The organism is Vibrio sp. YT-18 (genome assembly GCF_033337345.1).
Lineage (GTDB): Bacteria > Pseudomonadota > Gammaproteobacteria > Enterobacterales > Vibrionaceae > Vibrio > Vibrio alginolyticus.
In genome coordinates, this window is the sequence record NZ_JAWOQO010000022.1 from 1 (window position 1) to 21,213 (window position 21,213).

The 21,213-nt window shown below is 46.4% G+C and carries 16 protein-coding genes; 4 read left to right on the forward strand and 12 right to left on the reverse strand.

Translation table 11 applies throughout. The annotated features are described in order from the left end of the window. The first annotated feature begins 1,011 nt into the window (after positions 1-1,011). Entirely contained in the window at positions 1,012-2,583 is a 1,572-nt protein-coding gene (locus R7M72_RS20990; protein WP_064354390.1) for an ABC-F family ATP-binding cassette domain-containing protein, read from the forward strand. Beyond that, positions 2,580-3,737: an MFS transporter gene (locus R7M72_RS20995; RefSeq protein ID WP_315956666.1), complete on the forward strand. Its 1,158-nt coding sequence runs from the start codon at positions 2,580-2,582 to the stop codon at positions 3,735-3,737. The genes R7M72_RS20990 and R7M72_RS20995 overlap by 4 nt, the downstream gene beginning before the upstream one ends. Positions 3,738-3,811: 74 nt before the next feature. On the opposite strand, the gene fis is transcribed toward R7M72_RS20995, so the two are convergent. The 9 genes from fis to R7M72_RS21040 all read right to left on the reverse strand — a co-directional run bounded on the left by fis (position 3,812) and on the right by R7M72_RS21040 (position 13,606). Then, positions 3,812-4,108 (reverse strand): DNA-binding transcriptional regulator Fis, encoded by a 297-nt coding sequence (gene fis / locus R7M72_RS21000; protein WP_000462885.1) that lies wholly within the window; start codon positions 4,106-4,108, stop codon positions 3,812-3,814. Between the two features lie 23 nt (positions 4,109-4,131). After that, positions 4,132-5,100 carry a tRNA dihydrouridine synthase DusB gene (gene dusB / locus R7M72_RS21005; protein WP_005382505.1) on the reverse strand — a complete coding sequence of 323 codons (969 nt, stop codon included), beginning with the start codon at positions 5,098-5,100 and terminating at the stop codon, positions 4,132-4,134. Positions 5,101-5,239: 139 nt separating this feature from the next. Further along, positions 5,240-6,127 carry a 50S ribosomal protein L11 methyltransferase gene (gene prmA, locus R7M72_RS21010; RefSeq protein ID WP_005382507.1) on the reverse strand — a complete coding sequence of 296 codons (888 nt, stop codon included), beginning with the start codon at positions 6,125-6,127 and terminating at the stop codon, positions 5,240-5,242. 165 nt (positions 6,128-6,292) lie between these two features. Next, positions 6,293-7,636 (reverse strand): acetyl-CoA carboxylase biotin carboxylase subunit, encoded by a 1,344-nt coding sequence (gene accC, locus R7M72_RS21015; RefSeq protein WP_005382509.1) that lies wholly within the window; start codon positions 7,634-7,636, stop codon positions 6,293-6,295. A gap of 14 nt (positions 7,637-7,650) precedes the next feature. Next, positions 7,651-8,112 carry an acetyl-CoA carboxylase biotin carboxyl carrier protein gene (accB, locus tag R7M72_RS21020; RefSeq protein ID WP_005386355.1) on the reverse strand — a complete coding sequence of 154 codons (462 nt, stop codon included), beginning with the start codon at positions 8,110-8,112 and terminating at the stop codon, positions 7,651-7,653. Between the two features lie 61 nt (positions 8,113-8,173). Next, the gene (gene aroQ / locus R7M72_RS21025) at positions 8,174-8,623 is read right to left on the reverse strand and encodes a type II 3-dehydroquinate dehydratase (RefSeq protein ID WP_005382360.1); all 450 of its coding nucleotides are present in this window, start codon (positions 8,621-8,623) and stop codon (positions 8,174-8,176) included. A gap of 303 nt (positions 8,624-8,926) precedes the next feature. Next, on the reverse strand, positions 8,927-10,879 hold the full coding sequence (acs, locus tag R7M72_RS21030; protein ID WP_054577285.1) for an acetate--CoA ligase: 1,953 nt from the start codon (positions 10,877-10,879) through the stop codon (positions 8,927-8,929). Between the two features lie 237 nt (positions 10,880-11,116). Beyond that, positions 11,117-11,746, reverse strand: coding sequence for a 3'-5' exonuclease (locus R7M72_RS21035; protein ID WP_005382363.1), 630 nt, complete (start codon positions 11,744-11,746; stop codon positions 11,117-11,119). A gap of 33 nt (positions 11,747-11,779) precedes the next feature. Next, positions 11,780-13,606, reverse strand: a complete 1,827-nt coding sequence (locus R7M72_RS21040; RefSeq protein ID WP_213874995.1) for a DUF294 nucleotidyltransferase-like domain-containing protein — start codon at positions 13,604-13,606, stop codon at positions 11,780-11,782. A 233-nt stretch (positions 13,607-13,839) separates the two neighbouring features. Between R7M72_RS21040 and R7M72_RS21045 the strand changes: the two genes are divergently transcribed. Next, entirely contained in the window at positions 13,840-15,027 is a 1,188-nt protein-coding gene (locus R7M72_RS21045) for a 3-phenylpropionate MFS transporter (protein ID WP_315956658.1), read from the forward strand. 135 nt (positions 15,028-15,162) lie between these two features. Further along, the gene (locus R7M72_RS21050) at positions 15,163-18,594 is read left to right on the forward strand and encodes a PAS-domain containing protein (protein ID WP_054577283.1); all 3,432 of its coding nucleotides are present in this window, start codon (positions 15,163-15,165) and stop codon (positions 18,592-18,594) included. Between the two features lie 90 nt (positions 18,595-18,684). On the opposite strand, the gene R7M72_RS21055 is transcribed toward R7M72_RS21050, so the two are convergent. The 3 genes from R7M72_RS21055 to R7M72_RS21065 form a co-directional block, all read right to left on the reverse strand. Beyond that, positions 18,685-20,070 carry a class II fumarate hydratase gene (locus tag R7M72_RS21055; RefSeq protein WP_248525361.1) on the reverse strand — a complete coding sequence of 462 codons (1,386 nt, stop codon included), beginning with the start codon at positions 20,068-20,070 and terminating at the stop codon, positions 18,685-18,687. A gap of 17 nt (positions 20,071-20,087) precedes the next feature. Further along, positions 20,088-20,465: a hypothetical protein gene (locus tag R7M72_RS21060; RefSeq protein ID WP_005382370.1), complete on the reverse strand. Its 378-nt coding sequence runs from the start codon at positions 20,463-20,465 to the stop codon at positions 20,088-20,090. A 199-nt stretch (positions 20,466-20,664) separates the two neighbouring features. Next, positions 20,665-21,147: a hypothetical protein gene (locus R7M72_RS21065; RefSeq protein ID WP_005382371.1), complete on the reverse strand. Its 483-nt coding sequence runs from the start codon at positions 21,145-21,147 to the stop codon at positions 20,665-20,667. Positions 21,148-21,213 lie beyond the last annotated feature (66 nt).

Here is a 21,213-nt window from a genome sequence, read left to right on the forward strand (position 1 = left end):
GGTAGTTCAGTTGGTTAGAATACCGGCCTGTCACGCCGGGGGTCGCGGGTTCGAGTCCCGTCCACTCCGCCACTTATATTAAGCCCCAGTCGAAAGACTGGGGCTTTTTTCGTTTTGGTTCCCCGACTTACCTTAAACCCACTTTCGTATTGAAACCTTGCATCGAGAGGCCGGCTTCCCTCTGGCGATGCTTTCTAAGCCCTGTTATGAGTGAAGTGGAACTCAGTTTTGTGTGGTTTCTACTGAACCGGGTCCTAGTATCGAGCGCTAGTTCTCAGCCCTTGTGCTTACTTACCAAAGCTTCCTTTATTATTACCTGGAAAATTTATTCACTAGGTTATGTTATTTTCGGGGGAGATTTCTCTGCTTTAGATGTTTTGATTTAGCCATAGGCGCTTATTAATATAAACTCAGCGCATTTAAAACTTTCCAAACATGGATTTTGTTTTGTCGACCTATTTAAGCCAGTGTCTTAAAGTATATTCGCTACTTCTTCCCTCTAACCCTCTCCAACCTTCAAAGCCACCACTACGTACGTATAACGTGAGCGGTATAGGTGCTTTCATAGCTGTGTTTGCTGAGTAAGCAGTTCACCTGGCACATTGACTGAGGAAAAGTCTTCTTTCTGTGGACCTTCGTGTAAGTCACGATAGTTTTAATAATTATCTGGTACTTTTTATTCTAAAGGTGTACGCTTCACATCGAATATTTTTTCGACAGTAAATCATGTTATATCTCTTGTTTAAAAGCTTTGTAAGAAGGCTGAACTCCGTGCAAAAAACGCGATGAAGTGTTGCCCGGAGTCTTAAATTAATCTTCATCAGGTGTTTTATGCGTGAGTAACTTCGCTGAAGTTATACGCAGGCGTCTGTACACCTGATAAAAGAGAAGAGATGGCCGGTGATATTTCATCATCGGCCTTTTTGTATCTGTTAAGCAGCTACAAAGCATTATCCAGTATTGAAATAAGGGCCGGTATTGATCACCGGCCCTTTTTATTTGGTTAAAAGCATGAGTATTTTACAAGTTAAAAATTTGTCTTATCAGATCGCTGATAAGAGTTTATATAACAACGCGACATTTCGAATTAACGTGGGAGAGAAAATAGGTATCACTGGAGCGAATGGCGTTGGAAAAAGCACCTTATTAAAACTGCTTATTGGTGAATTATCTGCAGATAAGGGCTGCATTGACTGGTTACCAAACCTTGAGGTGGGGTATTTAGAGCAACATTTTAAGATGGATAATGCGCTGACGGTTTATGAATGCTTAAAGAGTGCTTTTGAGAACTTATACGCTGCCGAGCAGAAGCTTTGGACTTTGTATCAGGCGATGACCGAGTCTCACTCTACATCTCTTTTAAGCCAAGTCGCTCGGCTACAGGCATATTTAGAAGATGAAGACTTCTATGCAATTAATACCAAAATTGAACGAGTTGCTGTAGGTCTTGGTATTTATCAATTTGGCTTAGATACACCGCTTGTCTCGCTAAGTGGCGGTCAAAGACACAAAGTCCTTTTAGGCAGGTTGTTACTTCGCAACCCCGATGTGTTAATTCTTGATGAGCCGACAAACTATCTTGATGCTCCGCACATTGAATGGCTAGTCACGTTTCTCAATGATTACATTGGCACAGTTTTACTGGTTTCTCATGATGTTGATTTCCTTAATCAAGTAGCGACCAGTATTTGTGATATTGATTATCAAACGGTTCGAAAATACAGCGGTACTTATGTCAAAGCAATGCAGCAAAAGCAGCACGACGGTGCTTTATTAGAAAAGCAATATAAGGCTCAGCAAAGTGAAATTCGAAAGCTAGAGCAATTTATTGCCAAAAATGGTGCAGGAGTTAACGCGAGTCTTGCTAAAGGGCGTAAGAAAAAACTGGATAAAATCGAACGTATTCAACTGAATAATGTAGAGAAAGTATCGACGTTTGACTTTGCTTACCAGCCCATTGAGCAACCGAATGTGGTTGAGGCAAAAGCGTTGATGATCGGTTATCAGCAGCCTCTGCTTCCAGTATTTGATATCACGTTAGCGCGCGGGGAAAAGTTGGTTGTTGCTGGCTTTAACGGCGTGGGTAAGTCGACCTTACTTAAAACCCTGATGGGGGAGATCGAGCCACTCTCTGGTGAGGTGGTATTGGCAAAAGGTGCAATGATTGGTTATTTTTCTCAAGATTTGTCTTGGCGCCATCCTCAGAACACGCCTGAACAGGAGCTGTGCTCTTGTGCGCCAACAATCTCAAGCAAAGAGTCACGCAAGCTATTAGCTCGCTTTGGGATCTCGGGGGATAAGACGCAGCGCCACTTAGATACATTGAGCGGTGGTGAGCAAACTCGGGTGAAACTGTGTTGTTTATCGGTTCAGAAATGCAATGTTTTGCTGTTGGACGAACCAACAACACATTTGGATAGCAGCAGTAAAAATGCGCTTAAAGAGGCTCTCCAGCGCTTTTCCGGTAGCGTGATTGTGGTATCTCATGAGAAGGCATTTTTGCAATCTTGGCCTGATAGAGTTTTAGATATTTCGTTGCTCACTTGTGCTGAATCGGAAACAGAACAGGAGGTGGAGCTATGATGCAGTCCATGGTCCTATTTCTCGTTGCTTTTCTTGTTGGTGTTGATGAGTTGATGCTTGGATCTATTCTTGAACCCATCGGAAATGATTTAAGTGTTCAACCGAGTCAGGTTACCTTATTTATTACGGCATATAGTTTAGCCATAGCAATTTGCGCTCCTTACTTGGGCCGTTTTTCAGACCGAGTTGGGCGTATTCGTATCATGGTGCCTGCTTGCTTTGTATTTGGGGTTGCGTCTATTACGACGGGCATAGTTCATGATTTTGAACTTGCTATTGCAACTCGAGTGATCACTGGTATTGCAAGTGCAGGCATGTTGCCAATTGCATTCGCGTTAGCGGGAGACGCGAAGGGTAATAGAGCGATGCGTCAAATTGTGATGGTTCAGGCGGGATTAACGCTAGGTATGATAACTAGCCCTGCGATCGGAGCATTGTTGACCCAGCTTTTATCATGGCGTGCCGCTTTTATTATTTTGGGCGTTGCGGCTCTTCTTGTCAGTGCTATGAGCGTAGTGTTCATGAATGACCAGCATGATGAGTCCAAAATGTCAGATGCTCTGCCACCTATAACAGGTGTAATTCATGTTCCTGGCGCGTTGAGGGCGATTTTAGCGATGTGTTTAGGTCTAGGGGGAGGTATTGGTGTATTTAACCTGATAGGCCTTCATATTCGAGATACCAGCGATTTGGCGCTCGGTTGGGTGGGCGCTATTTATGCAGCTCTAGGGATCGTGAGTGTGGTTGGAAATATGTGCGTGGCGAGAGCTTCTCGCTGGCTTGGTAGCTCTCGAGCCGTTATGCGAGTGGCTTTAATGGTGTGCATACCTTGCAGTGCATGGGTGTTCTCAAATGAGATGAGTACGGTGACCGCTTATCTTCCAGCTCTAGTGCTCTGGTCTCTTGCTGGAGGGGTTGGTTCTCCGGCATTACAAGCACATATCGCAAGCTTATCTGATGAATATCGAGGTGTGTTAATGTCTTTTGGAATGAGTATGATGCACTTTGGTGTCGCGATTTGGTCTGCCTTGGCGGGCTTCGCGTATTCTGTAGGCAATGAATGGGTCGCTTTCGTGGCTTTCCTATTGTTTGGCTCAGCAGTAGTTATCTTAAAGCCAGTTGGTAATACTGAACAAAGTGAGCGTTATTCGTAGTGTTTTAGTAGATAAAGAAAAGCCGTTACCTAAAAAGGTAACGGCTTGTTCCAAATACTTTTTGAAAAACGGTCTTAGTTCATGCCGTATTTCTTAAGTTTCTTGCGAAGAGTACCGCGGTTGATACCCATCATAGTTGCTGCGCGAGTTTGGTTACCGCGAGTGTACTGCATGATAGTATCTAGTAGTGGCTGTTCAACTTCAGCTAGAACTAATTCGTATAGTTCTGTTACTTCCTGGCCGTTTAGTTGAGCAAGGTAGTTTTTAAGAGACGCTTTAACAGAGTCACGTAAAGGCTTCTGAGTAATCTGGTCTTGTGACGTTACTGTAGTTACTGTTAATGCTTCTGAAGTCAGATTTTGTTCGAACATATTCGGTCTAGCTCTTCTCTTAATTATGATGCAACGTTATCAAAATAACCTTCTAACGCCTCAATTTGCAGCGGAGCTGCGTCGATAGCGTTGAAGGTACGGCGAAACTCACTTGCCTGTTCATGCTCTTTCAGGTACCACCCAACGTGCTTGCGCGCGATACGTGGACCTAAGAACTCCCCATAAAACTCATGCAGAGCATTTACATGACCAAGCATAATGGTTTTCACTTCCTCAGTTGGAAGTTCCTCCATTGTGGTGCCGTTTTCCAAATAGTGATGGATTTCCTGGAAAATCCAAGGACGACCCTGGGCAGGGCGTCCAATCATTAAAGCGTCCGCACCGGTGTACTCCAGTACAAATTTGGCTTTCTCCGGGCTATCGATATCACCGTTCGCGATAACCGGAATTGAAATCGCCTCTTTTACCGCTTTAATGCTGTCATATTCGGCCTCACCTTTGTACATACATGCTTTCGTTCTGCCATGCAGAGCAAGAGCTTGTATGCCGCAGTTTTCGGCTAATTTAGCGATCTGGACACAGTTCTTGTTGTCTGTATCCCAGCCAGTTCGAGTCTTTAACGTTACAGGAACGTCCACTGCATTCACGACCGCTTTCAAAATCTCTTCGATAATGTTTGGGTATTGAAGCAGAGCAGAGCCCGCTAGCTTCTTATTCACTTTTTTTGCCGGGCAGCCCATGTTGATGTCGATGATTTGTGCACCGTTCTCAACACTGAATTGAGCTGCGTCCGCCATAAGCTGTGGATCGGAACCCGCAATCTGTACAGAGCGAATGCCCGATTCGCCCTCGTGTACCATGCGCTGTTTCGACTTTGACGTTCCCCATAGTTTTGGGTTAGCAGACATCATTTCACTGACGGCCATTCCCGCACCATAGCGAAGACACAACTCGCGAAACGGTCTATCCGTTACACCAGCCATAGGGGCTACGATTAGATTGTTCTTAAGTTGATAGTTTCCGATTTTCAAAACGTCATCACAGTTCTGTACCAGCAAGGGCGCGCATTTTACGCATTTTTTCACTGCGTGAAAAGACTAATATTTGAGCATTTACAAATTGTTTTTGTAAATTGTATGAATTTCAAACAATTAGCTCTGAAAACCTTGTCTAGCCTTGCTTACGACCAGAGATGCGACACCATTCACTTTGCTCAACAATCGGGTCAATGTGAAGCTCGTCACGGTAATAGTTCGCAACATCTTCAGCTTGAGTGTCTAATACGCCGGACATAGCGAGGTCGCCATTTGGCTTAACTAGTCCTTTGATGATAGGTGCAAGTTCACGTAAAGGTCCCGCAAGGATGTTGGCCACAACGACGTCAGCGACGAGACCTTCTGGTTGATTTTGCGGTAAGTAAACTTCTAGTTTGTCTGCAACGCCATTACGCTCAGCATTGTCTTTTGAAGCAAGCAGGGCTTGAGGATCAATGTCGATCCCTATCACTTTTTCAGCGCCCAGTTTGATCGCTGCGATCGCAAGAATACCTGAGCCACAACCGAAGTCGATAACGGTCTTACCGCTTAAGTCCATGCTTTCTAGCCACTCAAGACAAAGTGCTGTTGTAGGGTGAGTACCCGTACCGAATGCAAGGCCTGGATCCAACATAACATTAACAGCGTCAGGATCTGGAATGTCGCGCCAGCTTGGACAAATCCATAAGCGTTCACCAAATTTCATTGGGTGGAAGTTTTCCATCCATTCGCGTTCCCAGTCTTTATCTTCAAGCTGTTCTACTTTGTAAGCAAAATTGTCAGCCAGCATATTGCTCGCTTTAATTTGGTCGATGATGAAGTTAGTGTCTGCTTCTGCATCATACAGTGCCAGAATATCAGTATCGCCCCATAAGCGAGTTTCGCCAGGTAGAGGTTCGAATACAGGTGTATCCTGCGCGTCTAAGAATGTAACAGACAGCGCGCCAGTCTCTTCCATTAGCATATCGCCGATTTGCTCAGCGTTTTCATTGGTCGCGTTGAGTTTGATTTGAATCCAAGGCATTGGTTTTTGCTCTTAAAGTGAATGAAGTGGCGCAGAGTTTACCAGAACTCTACGATTTGTTTGAGTATATACCCAAATAAGCCGATTTATATGTTGAGCCCTTCGCGTACATATAAAACAAAAATGCCCACGGGAGTGGGCATTTTTTAAGACGTTTGCTTAGGCTTATTGTAAGCCAAGCTTCTTCTCTAGGTAGTGGATGTTTGCACCACCGTGTTGGAAGTTTTCGTCATTCATAATGGAGAATTGCAGTGGCACGTTAGTTTTGATGCCTTCGATGATCATCTCACCCAGTGCGTTCTTCATACGTGCAATCGCTACATCACGGTTCTCACCGTAAGTGATCAGTTTACCAATCATTGAATCGTAATGAGGTGGTACTGTGTAGCCTGTGTAGATATGAGATTCCCAACGTACACCCATACCGCCAGGAGCGTGGAAACGCTCGATCTTACCCGGAGATGGTAGGAAGCGCTCAGGGTCTTCTGCGTTGATACGACACTCAATCGCATGGCCACGGATCTTAATATCATCTTGAGTGAATGACAGAGGCTGACCCGCTGCAACACGAAGCTGTTCTTTGATTAGGTCGATGCCAGTAACCATCTCTGTTACTGGGTGCTCTACCTGAATACGAGTGTTCATTTCGATGAAGTAGAACTCACCGTTCTCGTATAGGAATTCAAACGTACCTGCGCCGCGGTAACCGATCTCGATACATGCACGAGTACAGCGTTCACCGATGTACTTACGCATTTCTTCGGTGATACCAGGTGCTGGAGCTTCTTCCACTACTTTTTGGTGACGGCGTTGCATTGAACAGTCACGCTCACCAAGGTGGATTGCGCCGCCTTGACCGTCAGCAATAACCTGAACTTCAACGTGACGAGGGTTTTCTAGGAATTTCTCCATGTAAACCATGTCATTGTTGAACGCCGCTTTTGCTTCAGCACGTGTCATTGCAATGGCTTGGATAAGGTCTTTCTCTGCGCGAACAACACGCATACCACGACCGCCGCCGCCGCCAGATGCTTTGATGATTACTGGGTAACCAATGCGCTTAGCAAATGCTTTGTTTTTCTCTTCGTCATTGTCTAGAGGGCCGTCAGAACCCGGTACACAAGGAACGCCTGCTTTCTTCATTGCATTGATAGCAGATACTTTATCGCCCATTAGGCGGATAGTGTCTGCCTTTGGACCAACGAAGATGAAACCACTGCGCTCAACTTGCTCTGCGAAGTCTGCGTTCTCAGACAGGAAGCCGTAACCTGGGTGGATAGCCACAGCACCAGTCACTTCTGCTGCAGAAATGATGCGTGGAATGTTTAGGTAGCTGTCGATACCACGAGCAGGGCCGATACATACGGTTTCGTCTGCGAGTAGTACGTGCTTAAGATCGCGGTCCGCTGTTGAGTGAACAGCGACGGTCTTAATACCTAATTCTTTACAAGCGCGAAGAATACGAAGTGCAATTTCACCTCGGTTCGCGATGACTACTTTGTCTAGCATAAGGCAAGCCCCGCTTATTCGATTACAACAAGAGGTTGGTCGAATTCAACTGGTTGGCCGTCTTCAGCTAGGATTGCTGTAACAACGCCAGATTTGTCCGCTTCGATTTGGTTCATCATTTTCATTGCTTCAACAATACATAGAGTATCGCCAGCATTTACTTTCTGACCCACTTCTACGAATGCTTTAGAGTCTGGGCTTGGAGAGCGGTAGAAAGTACCAACCATTGGAGAAAGAACTTGGTGACCTGCAGGTGTTGCTGCTGGAGCTTCTGCTGCTGGCGCTTCCGCTACTGGTGCCGCTGCTACTGGAGCAGGTGCCGCCGCTGGAGCTGCTGCGTAGTGAATTGGTGCTTGAGGGGCTGCAGTGCCATGACGGCTGATGCGCACTGACTCTTCACCTTCAGAGATCTCTAGCTCAGCAATGCCAGACTCTTCAACTAACTCAATTAGCTTCTTGATTTTACGAATATCCATCTTTTCTTTCTCTTTTATCTTGTGATTAAGACAACCCTCGTAGGGTTGCAGAGTGTTAGGGTTACTTTGCCTGTAGCTTATTGATCGCTGCAGACAGAGCAAATTCATAACCTTGTGCGCCTAAACCGCAAATCACACCCTCTGCTTTATCTGACAGATAAGAGTGATGACGGAATGGTTCACGTGCGTGCACATTTGATAAGTGCACCTCAATAAATGGGATGGCGACGCCAAGTAATGCATCTCGCAGCGCCACACTAGTATGAGTGAAAGCCGCTGGATTGATGATGATGAAGTCAATCTTGCCATAGGCAGCGTGAATGGCTTCAATCAGTTCGTACTCACGATTTGATTGTAGGTGTTCCAGTTCTACCCCAGCGTTATGGGCTTGCTCTGTAAGAGTATCCACAACTTGAGCTAAGGTACTGTGACCATAGTGTGTCGGTTCGCGCAGACCCAATAGATTAAGATTTGGTCCGTTTAGAACAAGAATCCGTGACTTTGCAGACATTGTGTTGCTATCTTCCCTTATCGTGAGTGGAACGTTTATATTCCCAAATATACGATAGTTCAGCACGATTTTTTTGTTAAAACCGAGCAAATTTTAAAAAATCGACCAAGATTATAGCTAATTCATAGCAATTAGCAGCAATTTACTGGTCTAATCTCCTAATAGCCACTCTCGTTTCTGTAACCAAGTTAACAAAAACAACATAATTGCCATATTTTTTTTGTGGCCAATTTGTGCACTAAAGCAAAAAACCGCCATGAGTGATGGCGGTTTTTAAAGTGCTTTTAAAACAGTTGGTTGAATTTATGCCAATTCTGCTTTCTCTGCGATAAGCTTGTCTACCACGCTCGGATCGGCAAGCGTTGACGTGTCTCCGAGGTTGCTTGTATCGCCCGTTGCAATCTTACGCAGGATTCGACGCATTATCTTACCAGAACGAGTCTTCGGTAAGGAATCTGTCCAGTGCAGTACATCTGGTGTCGCGATTGGACCAATCTCTTTACGCACCCAATCTTTAACTTCTTTGTGCAGCTCAGCTGACGGGAATTCACCATCGTTCAATGTAATGTAAGCGTAGATAGCTTGGCCTTTGATGTCATGTGGAATACCAACAATCGCCGCTTCTGCAATCTTGTGGTGCGCCACTAGCGCTGATTCAATTTCAGCGGTACCCATACGGTGACCCGACACGTTTAGTACGTCATCAACACGGCCAGTGATCCAGTAGTAGCCGTCTTCGTCACGACGAGCACCATCACTAGTAAAGTACATTCCCTTGAAGGTTGAGAAGTAGGTCTGTTCAAAGCGTTCGTGGTCGCCATAAACAGTACGCATCTGACCTGGCCATGAATCAAGGATCACCAAGTTACCTTCTGCTGTGGTTTCTTCAATGATGTTGCCCATGTTATCAACCAGTGCAGGTTGGACTCCGAAGAATGGTCGAGTTGCTGAGCCTGGTTTTAAGTCTGTTGCGCCTGGTAGTGGTGCAATTAAGATACCGCCGGTCTCTGTTTGCCACCAAGTATCAACGATAGGCGAGCTCTCGTTACCAATCGTTTTGTAGTACCACTCCCACGCTTCAGGGTTGATAGGCTCACCTACTGAACCCATTACACGTAAGCTTGAACGTGATGTCCCTGCTACCGCTTCGTTACCTTTTGCCATTAGTGCACGAATAGCGGTTGGCGCAGTGTAGAGAATGTTCACTTGGTGCTTATCAACCACTTCACTCATACGAGCCGTGCTTGGGTAGTTTGGAACACCTTCAAACAGAATGGTTTTGGCCCCGTTCGCTAGTGGACCATAAATTAGGTAAGTATGGCCTGTAATCCAGCCCACATCCGCGGTACACCAGAAGGTTTCACCTGGTTGATAATCGAAGACATATTTAAAGGTCATTGCCGCGTAGACGAGGTAACCGCCTGTAGTATGTAGTACGCCTTTAGGTTTACCTGTCGAGCCAGATGTGTAGAGGATGAACAGCGGGTCTTCGGCTTTCATCTCTTCTGGTGGGCAAACGTCAGAAACGTTGGCTGTTGCTTCGTGCCACCAAACATCACGGTGTTCATGCCATTCAACATCACCACCTGTACGTTTAAGCACGACGACTTTATTGATGGTTTTTACGTCTGGGTTGGTTAGTGCTTCATCCACGTTCTTTTTCAGTGGAACAGCGCGTCCGCCACGTACGCCTTCGTCAGCGGTGATCACGACTTTAGCGTCAGAGTCGATGATACGGCCGGATAGTGCTTCTGGTGAGAAACCGCCAAATACTACGGTGTGAACCGCACCAATACGGGTACAAGCGAGCATCGCCACTGCGGCTTCTGGCACCATTGGCATGTATAGACACACCACGTCGCCCTTGCGTACGCCTTGCTCTTTCAATGCGTTGGAGAATTTACACACTTCTTTGTGCAGTTCGTTGAAAGTGAGTGTTTTGTCGTCGGCTGGATCATCGCCTTCCCAAATGATGGCGACGTCGTCCCCGTGTTCTGCAAGATGACGGTCAATACAGTTAGCCGAGACGTTCAGTGTGCCATCTTCAAACCAGCGAATATCAACATGGCCAGTGTCGAAAGAAGTGCTTTTTACTTTGGTGAAAGGTTTGATCCAATCAACGATTTTGCCGTGCTCGCTCCAGAAGCCCTCTGGATCGGTTACCGACTGCTGATACATGGCTAAGTAAGTATCATTATCCGCGTGTGTATGAGTTTTAATATTTTCTTTTACCGGATAAACGTGGGCTTCGCTCATGGCTTCTCTCCTTGTGCCTTATTTCTCGGCCTTACACCAATCTAGATAAGATTTTGAATATATTTTTGTAGGGCTGTTTTTTGGTTCTAAATAACTTGGTCGTGGTAATGACGACGTTGTGCTTATAACTGTCAGTCACCGCGCGTATTTCCACAATTAGACTTTAGGATGAGAGTGATGGAAGCGCCGGGAAATCGCTGAAACAAAAGTATTTCTGGGAGCTAGGTCAACTGATTTTTATGTATACGGCGCGGTTAGGTTGGGTAAATCGCCTTTCGTTAAGCGGACAAAGACCAAAGCGGCAGAAATCGCGTCTTGCAAGGCGTCGTGTTTGTCTTGGATAGGAAGTTCGAGGTGTTTACAAATGGCATCCAGACTTAAGTCGAAATAGGCATTCGGCAAATGTCGTTCCAACTTATCGTGATAAATCTGACTGACCTCGATAAGTGGGTTAGGAAGTGGGAAGCCAAGTTGCCGCAGACAAGCAAGGTCTAAGATCTTTTTATCGTAACGAATGTGATAGCCCACAAGTGGTCGGTTGCCGATAAAGTCGAGCAGCTCGAGCAGCGCCTCTTTTTCACTGATGCCATCGACTAAGTCTTGGTGGCGAATTCGATGGATCTTGACCGAGCCTGAGTCGAGCGATTGCGGCGCGCGTAAGCGGACTTCAAATGGTTGACTGGTGATGATGCGGTTGTCGATGATCTTGGTGGCTGCAATAGTCACCAGCTCGGCGCGATTTGGGTCAAGGCTGGTGGTTTCGCAGTCAAGAGAGACGTATTCTGTTTTATCTGGCGTGCAAAACAGCGACTGATAAGGCGAGCCTTTCAATTTGTAATGCCAGTATTTGCGTTGTAACCAGTTCATTGCCTACGCCTCTGTGATTTATGAAAATCAGGGTTAATCACGAATTTGATAATGGAAGCCTAAAAATTGCTTAAATTTCTTCACCACATGTAAGCTGTGGCGAAGCAAATCACGCTCAGTTCTATCCAGTTGTTTAATATCAATGTTATTCAACGCTTCTTGCTTTTTGAGTTGCTGATTAAGACGAAGTTTAAAGAACAATTTCAGTGCTTCGTTGAGATTATCTGCCGTTTCGGATTCTAAGATGCGCTTATTTCTCAGAGCTTCAATGCGTTCAAACGTGTTCTTCTCTTCAATGGCATACTCCAAAGACAAGGCGCGAATGCCGTGTACAATTGGGAAAATACCGCCGCGTTTAATGTCCAATCCGTCTTTAGCACTTTTTACGTTGCCAAATAGAGTTAGGGGCACCGAAAACTGCAAGGCAGGGCGAGTAAAGTCAGACAATATCAACATGCGATCTTTCATTGTGTCACGAAGATGCGCCGCAATTGGAGCCAGCAGCTCGCAATTCCCAGCAACAGCATGGGCGTCACTGAAAATAGCTAAGTCCATGATTTGTTCTGGTTCGGCTTTAGCTATCCAGTGGTTTAGGGTACTTATCCATTCTTGCTGTGTTTTGACCCATTTCGGGTTGTTAACCATCACTTTACCAGGGCAAAGTGGATAACCGAGCTGTTGTAGGGTGTGTGTGAAGGATCGCATCACTTGTTCGCAATGAGGCCATTCCAAACCATCTTGAATAATCAGGGCATTGTCTTGATCGGTTTTGAGAATTTGCTCTCCTCGGCCTTCAGAGCCGAGTACGATCAAGCAACAATGGTCGTGCAAGGCTGGTGGTATCACTAACTCGAACGCTTTCTCGATAATTTGTTCGTTTACGGCTGAGATAAGCTCCATGATGAAGCGAGTGCGGATGCCGTTTTTCAATAAGCTCTCGACCAATTGACGTTGGCGGTTTGAGGCCAAAGCGAGCTCTTCCACGCTGCTTGCTCGAGCAATACTGAGCGTTAACACGTGAGAGTGGGTTGAGAACGCGCTGAGAATTTGGGTCATATCCAGCATGCCGACGGCTCTGTTGCCTTCACATACCATGAGGCGTTTCATTCTATTTCTGGTCATTGTGATCATGGCGTTGAATAGAAAGTCACCATCATCAACGTGATAAACAGGAAAGCTCGCGATCTCACCCACTGGTGTGTCGAGCGCGCAACCATCTATCATCACAGAATGCAGCATATTAGTACGAGTCACTATTGCGTACGGGTGGGCTGATGGCCATTTTTCCAATCGTGGATCATCGCCATGGAGTTGAACCAATGCAGCGTCAATCCCATTCTCTTTTAAGGAACGTGTTACCTCGTTAATTGGTGTATTTGGTTCAAGGATCATCGGTGGGTGATAAATACTGCGGTCAACTTTAGTGAGAATAAACTCCGCTAAGTTTTGCTGTTGATGGGCCGCTTCGATGAGCTCTTGCCGTTTCGATAAATTGTTATCGAAATAGGCTGCAAACTGGCCATTTTCGTTGTAAAGGGCAAGGAAAACTTCTTTCGGCAGTAGGTAAGAGAGCGTGTCCTCAAGCGCGATGTAGTGATGACGTACCTTGTCTTCAAGTAACGAGCGTACATCGAACATATCGTCGTTGGCATAATGTGCGAACACTTCCTGTTGATCGTTGGAGCGCTCTTCTACCGCGCCTTTGATCAGAATATGTAAGTGGGGGTTCTTCTGTCCGCAGGATAAAATAACATCTCGAGCTCGATAGTAGGCAACGTCCAGAGACGATCGCAGTCGCGTTTGTTGTGCTTCAGTTAAGCGATCGAACGGTGGAGATTGCATGTTAAATTTGTCAGGCATGAGAACACCCAATAATGATGGAAGGAACACTCTCTAAGTCTGACAAATTTCTTACCGGAAGCCAGACGACTTTGGTCTAAATTACGATGTTTTCGCTTGAAGATGCCAAATGTCGCAAAGTTAGTATTCCATCGAGGAAACGATAAGTTTCTTATTCTTCCCTTTTTATAATACGCATGGCGATCCATAATTCCCGGCTCGAACGTTGGTGTTCCCGTTTTAGGATATTAGTAATGTTGAAACCTTCTCCGTATGGCTGGATTTCCCAGTACTTTCTCGGATTCTTCTTTGCGTATGGCGTGTATCTGCCATTTTGGTCACTTTGGTTTAAGGATCAGGGCGTATCTTCGACAGATATCGGTTTGCTGGTCGGGTTAGGCCTTGCGACACGTTGTGTTGCCAATATCGTGATCACCCCACGAGTACACAAAGTCGAACATCTTATGCCTGCTTTACGTTGGTTGAGTTTCGCTGCCCTCCTTTTTGTTGGATTTCACTTTTTTACGGGTGGTAGCTTTTGGTTAATGGCACTAGCGACAGTGTTGTTCAATCTTTGTTGTGGACCGATTATTCCGTTGTCGGACGCGATGGCAAATTACTACGCTCGCCTGAAAATGCTCGATTATGGCCGCACGCGGCTATGGGGTTCGATCGCCTTTATCGCAGGCTCGACGGCAGTGGGCTACTTGGTGGCTGAATTTGGCCCCGATATGATCTTGTACACTGCGATGTTCGGCGTGTTTATCTCGTTGCTGTTTGCTATGCGACCGACTAACCCAATGCCTGTAACGCACGGTGGGCAAAGCGCAGAACGTCCAAAGCTGACCGCTCTTTTGACTGACAAGCCGATACTAAAATTCTTAGTGTTGGTGTCACTAATTCAGGGCAGTCATGCGGCTTACTACGGCTTTAGTGCGATTCACTGGAAGGCCGCTGGTCACTCGGAAGATGTCATTGGCTACTTGTGGAGCTTAGGAGTGGCCGCAGAAGTGGCAGTGTTTGCACTGAGTAAGCGCTTATTCGTAGGTTGGTCAATACGCGCGCTGTTTATTGCTGCTGCCGTTGGTGTAATGATGCGTTGGGGTATTACGGCGTCGACAACATCGATTATTGCTTTGGTGATTGTTCAACTACTACATGGTGTGACTTTCGCTACCGCACACATTGCCGCGATCCAATATATCCAAAACTCCGAAGAAAATAAGATCGTAGCGTTGCAAGCGTTGTATAACGCGATTCCGTTGGGCGCATTTATCGCGTTAATGACCGTATTGAGTGGTTGGGGTTATGAGCACTGGGGACCGCTTGTGTTCTGGGGCATGGCCGCGATGGGGTTATTGGCTCTGTTCATCAAGCTTGATTCACAAGACCCACATCAGGTGGTTGATGTATCAGACAAGCCACTTGAAACACAGAATTAGACTTATGTAACAAAGGTTAAAAACTAAGCTTTGTCTCCGTTATCAAAGCGGTGTTAAATGAAACCTCTCCCTCATGGAGAGGTTTTTTTATTCTCTTGCTTTAAAAGTAGCAAGAAAGGCAAGAAAGGATATCGGATGCAAGGATGGCTGGTGGTTCCCGTTTCTTTAGCGTATTTGGGAGCTTTATTTATCATCGCGTGGTACGGCGACATTCAGAAAAGGTGGCTAGCGCGCTGGCGGCCTTGGATTTATAGTCTTTCCATTGCGGTGTACTGTACATCATGGACCTTCTACGGCACGGTCGGGCAGGCCAGCAGTAATCCTTGGTCTTTCTTGCCCATCTATATTGCTCCCATTTTAGTGTTTACCATCGGATGGCGCGTTTTAGCTCGGCTTATTTTGATTGCTAAACGGGAACACATCACGTCGATTGCTGACTTTATCGGAGCACGCTACGGTAAATCCCAAGGTTTGGCCGTGGTTGTTACGCTCATAGCGGTTGCGGGAATTTTGCCGTACATCGCTTTACAGCTGCGTGGTATCACTATGGGGCTTGAAATCATTGCTCCGGAGCTGGCTACTGATTTTGGTTATCAAAACGATAGCGTGTCGTGGTTTGTTGTGGTCGCATTGGCGATTTTTACGATGCTATTCGGTACCCGCCACATTGATAACACGGAACACCATCGTGGGATGATGATGGCAATTGCCTTCGAATCCATTATCAAACTGCTGGCTTTTTTAGTGGTTGGTGTTTTCATTGTTTGGTTGGCGATGAACACCGAGAATTTGAGCTTAATTGATGTTGCCGCGCAGACGTATCAGTCACCAAATATCCCGACTATATTGATTCATACTGTACTGACCATGCTGGCGATCGTTTGCCTTCCGCGACAATTCCATACGATGGTGGTGGAAAATGAACGTGCTCAAGATTTGCATGTGGCTCGTTGGTTGTTCCCCATTTATCTGATCTTAATGGGGATTTTTGTTTTACCTATTGCGTGGGTAGGGCAAGGTCTTTTGAGTGGCGCTTCGCCTGATACTTATGTCATCAGTGTGCCGATGTCGGTAGGGGCGAGTGAAATCGCCTTACTTGCGTTTCTAGGCGGTACTTCAGCGGCAAGTGGCATGGTTATCGTATCGACGATTGCCTTAGCGATCATGGTCTCGAATGACTTGGTTATGCCATTGCTATTGCGTCGCATGCGACTGACGCAGCGTAACCATCACCATTTTTCTGAATTATTACTGCGGATCCGCCGTGGTTTGATTTTAGTTTTGTTGATTGGCGCGTGGTGTTTCTATCAAGCGTTGGACACCATTCATTCACTGTCTGCTATCGGCTTTCTCTCGTTCGCGGCTATCACGCAATTCGCTCCTGCGCTGGTTGGCGGTATGTATTGGCGTCAAGGGAATAAGAAAGGTGTGTATGTTGGCCTCGCGGTGGGTTTTGCTACCTGGTTGATTACGTTAATGAGCCAAACAGACATGCTTGCCGGAGACGCCAGTAATAACTTCCTGATCTGGTTGATTACGCCACCAGAGGTATTGGCTAGCTTTGATATCGCGATTTCAGATTGGGGGATGATCCTCAGCGTGGTCGCTAATGCAGTGTGTTTTGTTGTGGTTTCTATGGCTACCCGACCAAGCCTAAGTGAGCGCTTACAATCGGCATCATTCGTTGGTACACCGTTGCCTGAAAGCGAAAATATGAGTCTGTACCAGAGCCGCGTTACGGTTGCAGAACTGGAAATGCTAGCGTCCAGATTTGTAGGACGAACGCGAGTTAAAGCGGCGTTTCAAGCCTACTGGAGCCAGCAACGAGAAGAGTTGATGCCGAATCAACAAGCGCCATCTTCTCTGATTCGGCATACGGAGCGTGTGCTAGCAGGGGTATTTGGTGCATCTTCTGCTAAGTTAGTACTTACTTCGGCCCTGCAAGGCAGAAACATGCAGCTTGAAGAGGTAGCGACTATCGTCGATGAAGCCTCTGAACTGTACGATTTTAGTCGGGGTTTACTCCAAGGCGCGATTGAGCATATTGGACAAGGTATTGCGGTCGTCGATAAGCAACTACGCTTGGTAGCGTGGAACCAACGCTATTTAGAACTCTTTGAATTTCCGCCAGGCCTAATTCAAGTAGGTCGACCGATTGCGGATGTGATTCGGCACAATGCAGAGCAGGGGTTGTGTGGCCCTGGTGACCCTGATGACCACGTCCGTCGCCGTGTTTATCACCTTGAGCAAGGGACTCGGCACACCTCTTCTCGGGTTCGTCCCGATGGTCGCGTGATAGAGGTGCAAGGTAACCCAATGCCAGGTGGTGGCTTTGTGATGAGCTTTACCGACATCACCGTATTCCGTGATGCAGAGCAAGCACTGAAAGACGCCAACGAGACATTGGAAGAAAGGGTACGTCTGCGGACTCGAGAATTAGAACAACTTAACAAGCAGCTGGTGGAAGCGACGCAGCGCTCGGATTTGGAATCGAAGTCCAAATCACGGTTCTTGGCGGCAGTAAGCCATGACTTGATGCAACCGCTCAACGCGGCGCGTCTATTCGCGTCTTCACTATCGGAAGTCGCCAAAGACAGCGAAGCCAAAAAGCTGTCAGCACACATTGAAAGTGCTTTAGAGGCTGCCGAAGACTTAATTGGAGATTTGCTGGATATCTCGCGTTTGGAATCGGGCAAGTTGGAAGTCAACGTGCACGGCTTTGCGTTAAATGATGTGTTGTCGAATTTGAATGCTGAGTTTAGTGCGTTAGCCAAACAGCAAGGCATAGAGTTCACCATGATTCCGTCCTCACTCATGGTTAAGTCGGATCCCAAACTGCTGCGCCGTGTGGTGCAAAACTTCCTGACCAATGCGTTTCGTTATAACCCGAATGGCAAAGTCGCACTCGGTGTTCGCCGCGTGAAAGGGCGAGTGCGTATTGATGTATGGGATAATGGAGTGGGGATTGAAGAAGAGAAGCAGCAAGAGATTTTTGAAGAGTTTAATCGCGGAACTCAAGTTCGTTCCGACCAAGGCCTCGGACTTGGTTTGGCGATTTCGAAAGGAATTGCTCAGGTACTTGGGCATGAAATTTCGATGCGCTCTTGGGTTGGAAAAGGCAGTGTTTTTTCCATCACCCTAGATAAAGCTGATCATGTTCAGCCTCATCCAGTTCACGTGGCAATGAGTAAGCAATCTGAACTTGGTCATCTGAGAATCCTATGTGTCGATAATGAGCCTGACATTCTAGTCGGCATGGAAAACTTACTTTCCCGATGGGGCTGCGATACACGAGTTGCGATTGATTTAGTTGAAAGTCTACAAGCGCTTGAGGATGGTTGGATTCCGGATGTAATTTTCTCCGATTACCGACTTGATGATGGTCGTACTGGTTTAGAAGTGCTACAGCAATGCCGCCTGAGATTAGGCCACAGCTTTGAAGGCGTCATCATCAGTGCAGATCGTACCGATGATATGCTTGATGGCATCAAAGCAAATGGGTTCAGCTTTATTGCTAAGCCAGTTAAGCCGCTTAAGCTGCGTTCGGTGCTCAATCGAGTCGCTTAGGATTGGAGTGTTTGAAAAATCACTATAAAAGAGACCTCCGAATGGAGGTCTCGATATTTGTAATCTTAGTTGATAGGCTGAGTTTGCCGTTTATTCTGCGACGCCGCCTTGGGTCAGTTTGGCTGGATTAAGCAATCGCTCTAGTGTGGCTCTATCCAAATCAGTTTCTTCTTCCGCGACATCAATAATCGCGCGTCCCTGTTTGTAGGCTTTTTTCGCGACTTCTGCCGCTTTTAGGTAACCAATGACCGGGTTGAGAGCCGTGACCAAAATTGGGTTTTTGGCGAGTGCTACATCCAAGTTATCTTGGCGAACTTCAAACGTCGCAATGGCTTTGTCAGCTAAAGCGGTTGCGCTGTTAGAGAGTAACTCGATGCTCTCCAATACGTTATGAGCAATAACTGGCAGCATGACGTTAAGCTGGAAGTTGCCCGCTTGGCCTGCGACGGTAATGGTGGTGTCATTACCAATGACTTGCGCTGATGCCATAGCTGCGGCTTCTGGGATCACAGGGTTTACTTTGCCAGGCATGATGGAAGAACCCGGTTGCAAGCCTTGTAATTCAATTTCACCTAAACCAGCCAATGGGCCTGAATTCATCCAACGAAGATCGTTTGCGATCTTCATGATCGCAACTGCTGCTGTTTTGAGCTGTCCCGACAGAGCGACGATCGCATCTTGACTGCTTAAATTGAAAAAGAAGTTATCACTGGCCGTGAACTGAATACGAGTTGACTGGGTTAGGTTGCTAGCGAATAAGTCTGCAAAGCGTGGATCGGCATTGATCCCCGTTCCAACCGCCGTACCACCTTGGGCTAAGGCTTTTACAGTAGGAAGTGTTTGTTCAATCGCTTGTTTTGCATGCTCGATTTGGAACTGCCAACCGCCAAGTTCTTGAGCAAAGGTAATTGGCATCGCGTCCATTAAGTGGGTGCGACCGGTTTTTACAACATCTTTCAATGCTTGCTGTTTAGACTCTAGTGTTTGGCTGAGGTGTGACAGGGCCGGGAAGAGCTGTTTTTCGATGGCTAATGCTGCGCTAACTTGAATGGCCGTTGGTACCACATCGTTGCTGCTTTGTCCCATGTTGACGTGATCATTAGGGCTGACAGTGCCGCCTAGATGCTGGGAGGCCAGTGTTGCAATTACTTCATTCGCATTCATATTTGAGCTAGTGCCTGATCCCGTTTGGAACACGTCAATTGGGAATTGCTCAATATGATTGCCTTCGATAATTTCTTGAGCTGCGTCAGCGATCGCGTTGGCAATATCTCCCTCAAGCAGCCCTAGCTGTGCGTTGGTGAGTGCCGCAGTCTGCTTGATGTGTGCTAACGCTTTGATAAAACCAGATGGCATTTTATGTTGACTGAATGAGAAGTTATCGACGGCGCGTTGAGTCTGGGCTTGGTAGAGAGCATCTGCAGGGACCGTTACTTCGCCCATACTGTCAGTTTCTATGCGGAATTCGGTGCTCATGGTAGGGATCCTTTTGGTTAATCGAGTGAGATTTGAATCAGGCGTAATTGTTGTTGTAGTGCGAGAAATTTCACGTCGCCTTGTTCAAACTGGTAGTAATAGCGTTTGAGGCAAAATAATGGCGTATGGATAGAATCGAGACAGACACGACGGAAGATACGACTGCGAGTTGAGTCTTGAATTGCGTCTAGTAAATGGAAATAAACCTGACGTAAAAACAGCTCACACAACAATAGATTTTCTTCATCGGCATCGTGTTCATAACAGGAAGACAACACCATTCCCCAATGAATATAGTCATGAATCACGTCTGGCTCAAAGCCATGTGGTGCGGCGAGAAGGAATCTATCTTGGGCTTTAAAAAATGCGTTAAAGATGTCCCGTTTGTTGTCCATAACCACCTCTCATTAAATGTAATGATAATTATTATCAATTAACTTGTGAGTTGGCAACCCTTTTTAGAGTAAGAGGTTGTTGAAGAAAGACTTACGGAAACAAAAGCCGACGCAAAGGCGTCGGCTGAGTAGGAATTCATTTATGCTGAGTGAAACTAAGTCACTGTCGTTTGAAGGCCGGTGAATTAGCTTGTCAGCGTTATTCAGTAAATAAGGTTTCGTACTTCACAAATGCGGTTTGCGTTTCACCATAATACAGTGTGCCGCCTGATTGAATGACGACTCTTAACCAGCTTTCTGCAGATGCAGGCTTTGGTAAGGTGATGTACCAGCTTTGGCCTGCTTGATCGGCGGGCTTCATATCAATCGGTTGAGCGTTTTTCTCTTTGTCACTCACAATAGAAACTTTAACCCCTTCGAGTGGGTAAGCGGCGTTGAGTGACAATTCTAAGTTATTTTTAGTGAGTTTTTCCGAGCGAAATTTCACTTTAAAATCGCCATTTTCCATATCACACAGACCGCTGGTGTAACGACAATTAGACTTACTCGCGAGTTTGTAAGTTTCCCCTTCTTGCGCCGCGTGGGGCTTCTCGCTGAGGGCCATATCGGTACCGAAGTAAGCGATCAAAGAGAGAACTGGCGCAATCAGTAGAGCGAGAATAAAGTGCTTGTTTTTGAACATCTTGGCTTCCTTGCAACGACATACTGCGAATATGGTAACTGAAAAGTGAGAATAAAAAAGCCCCGG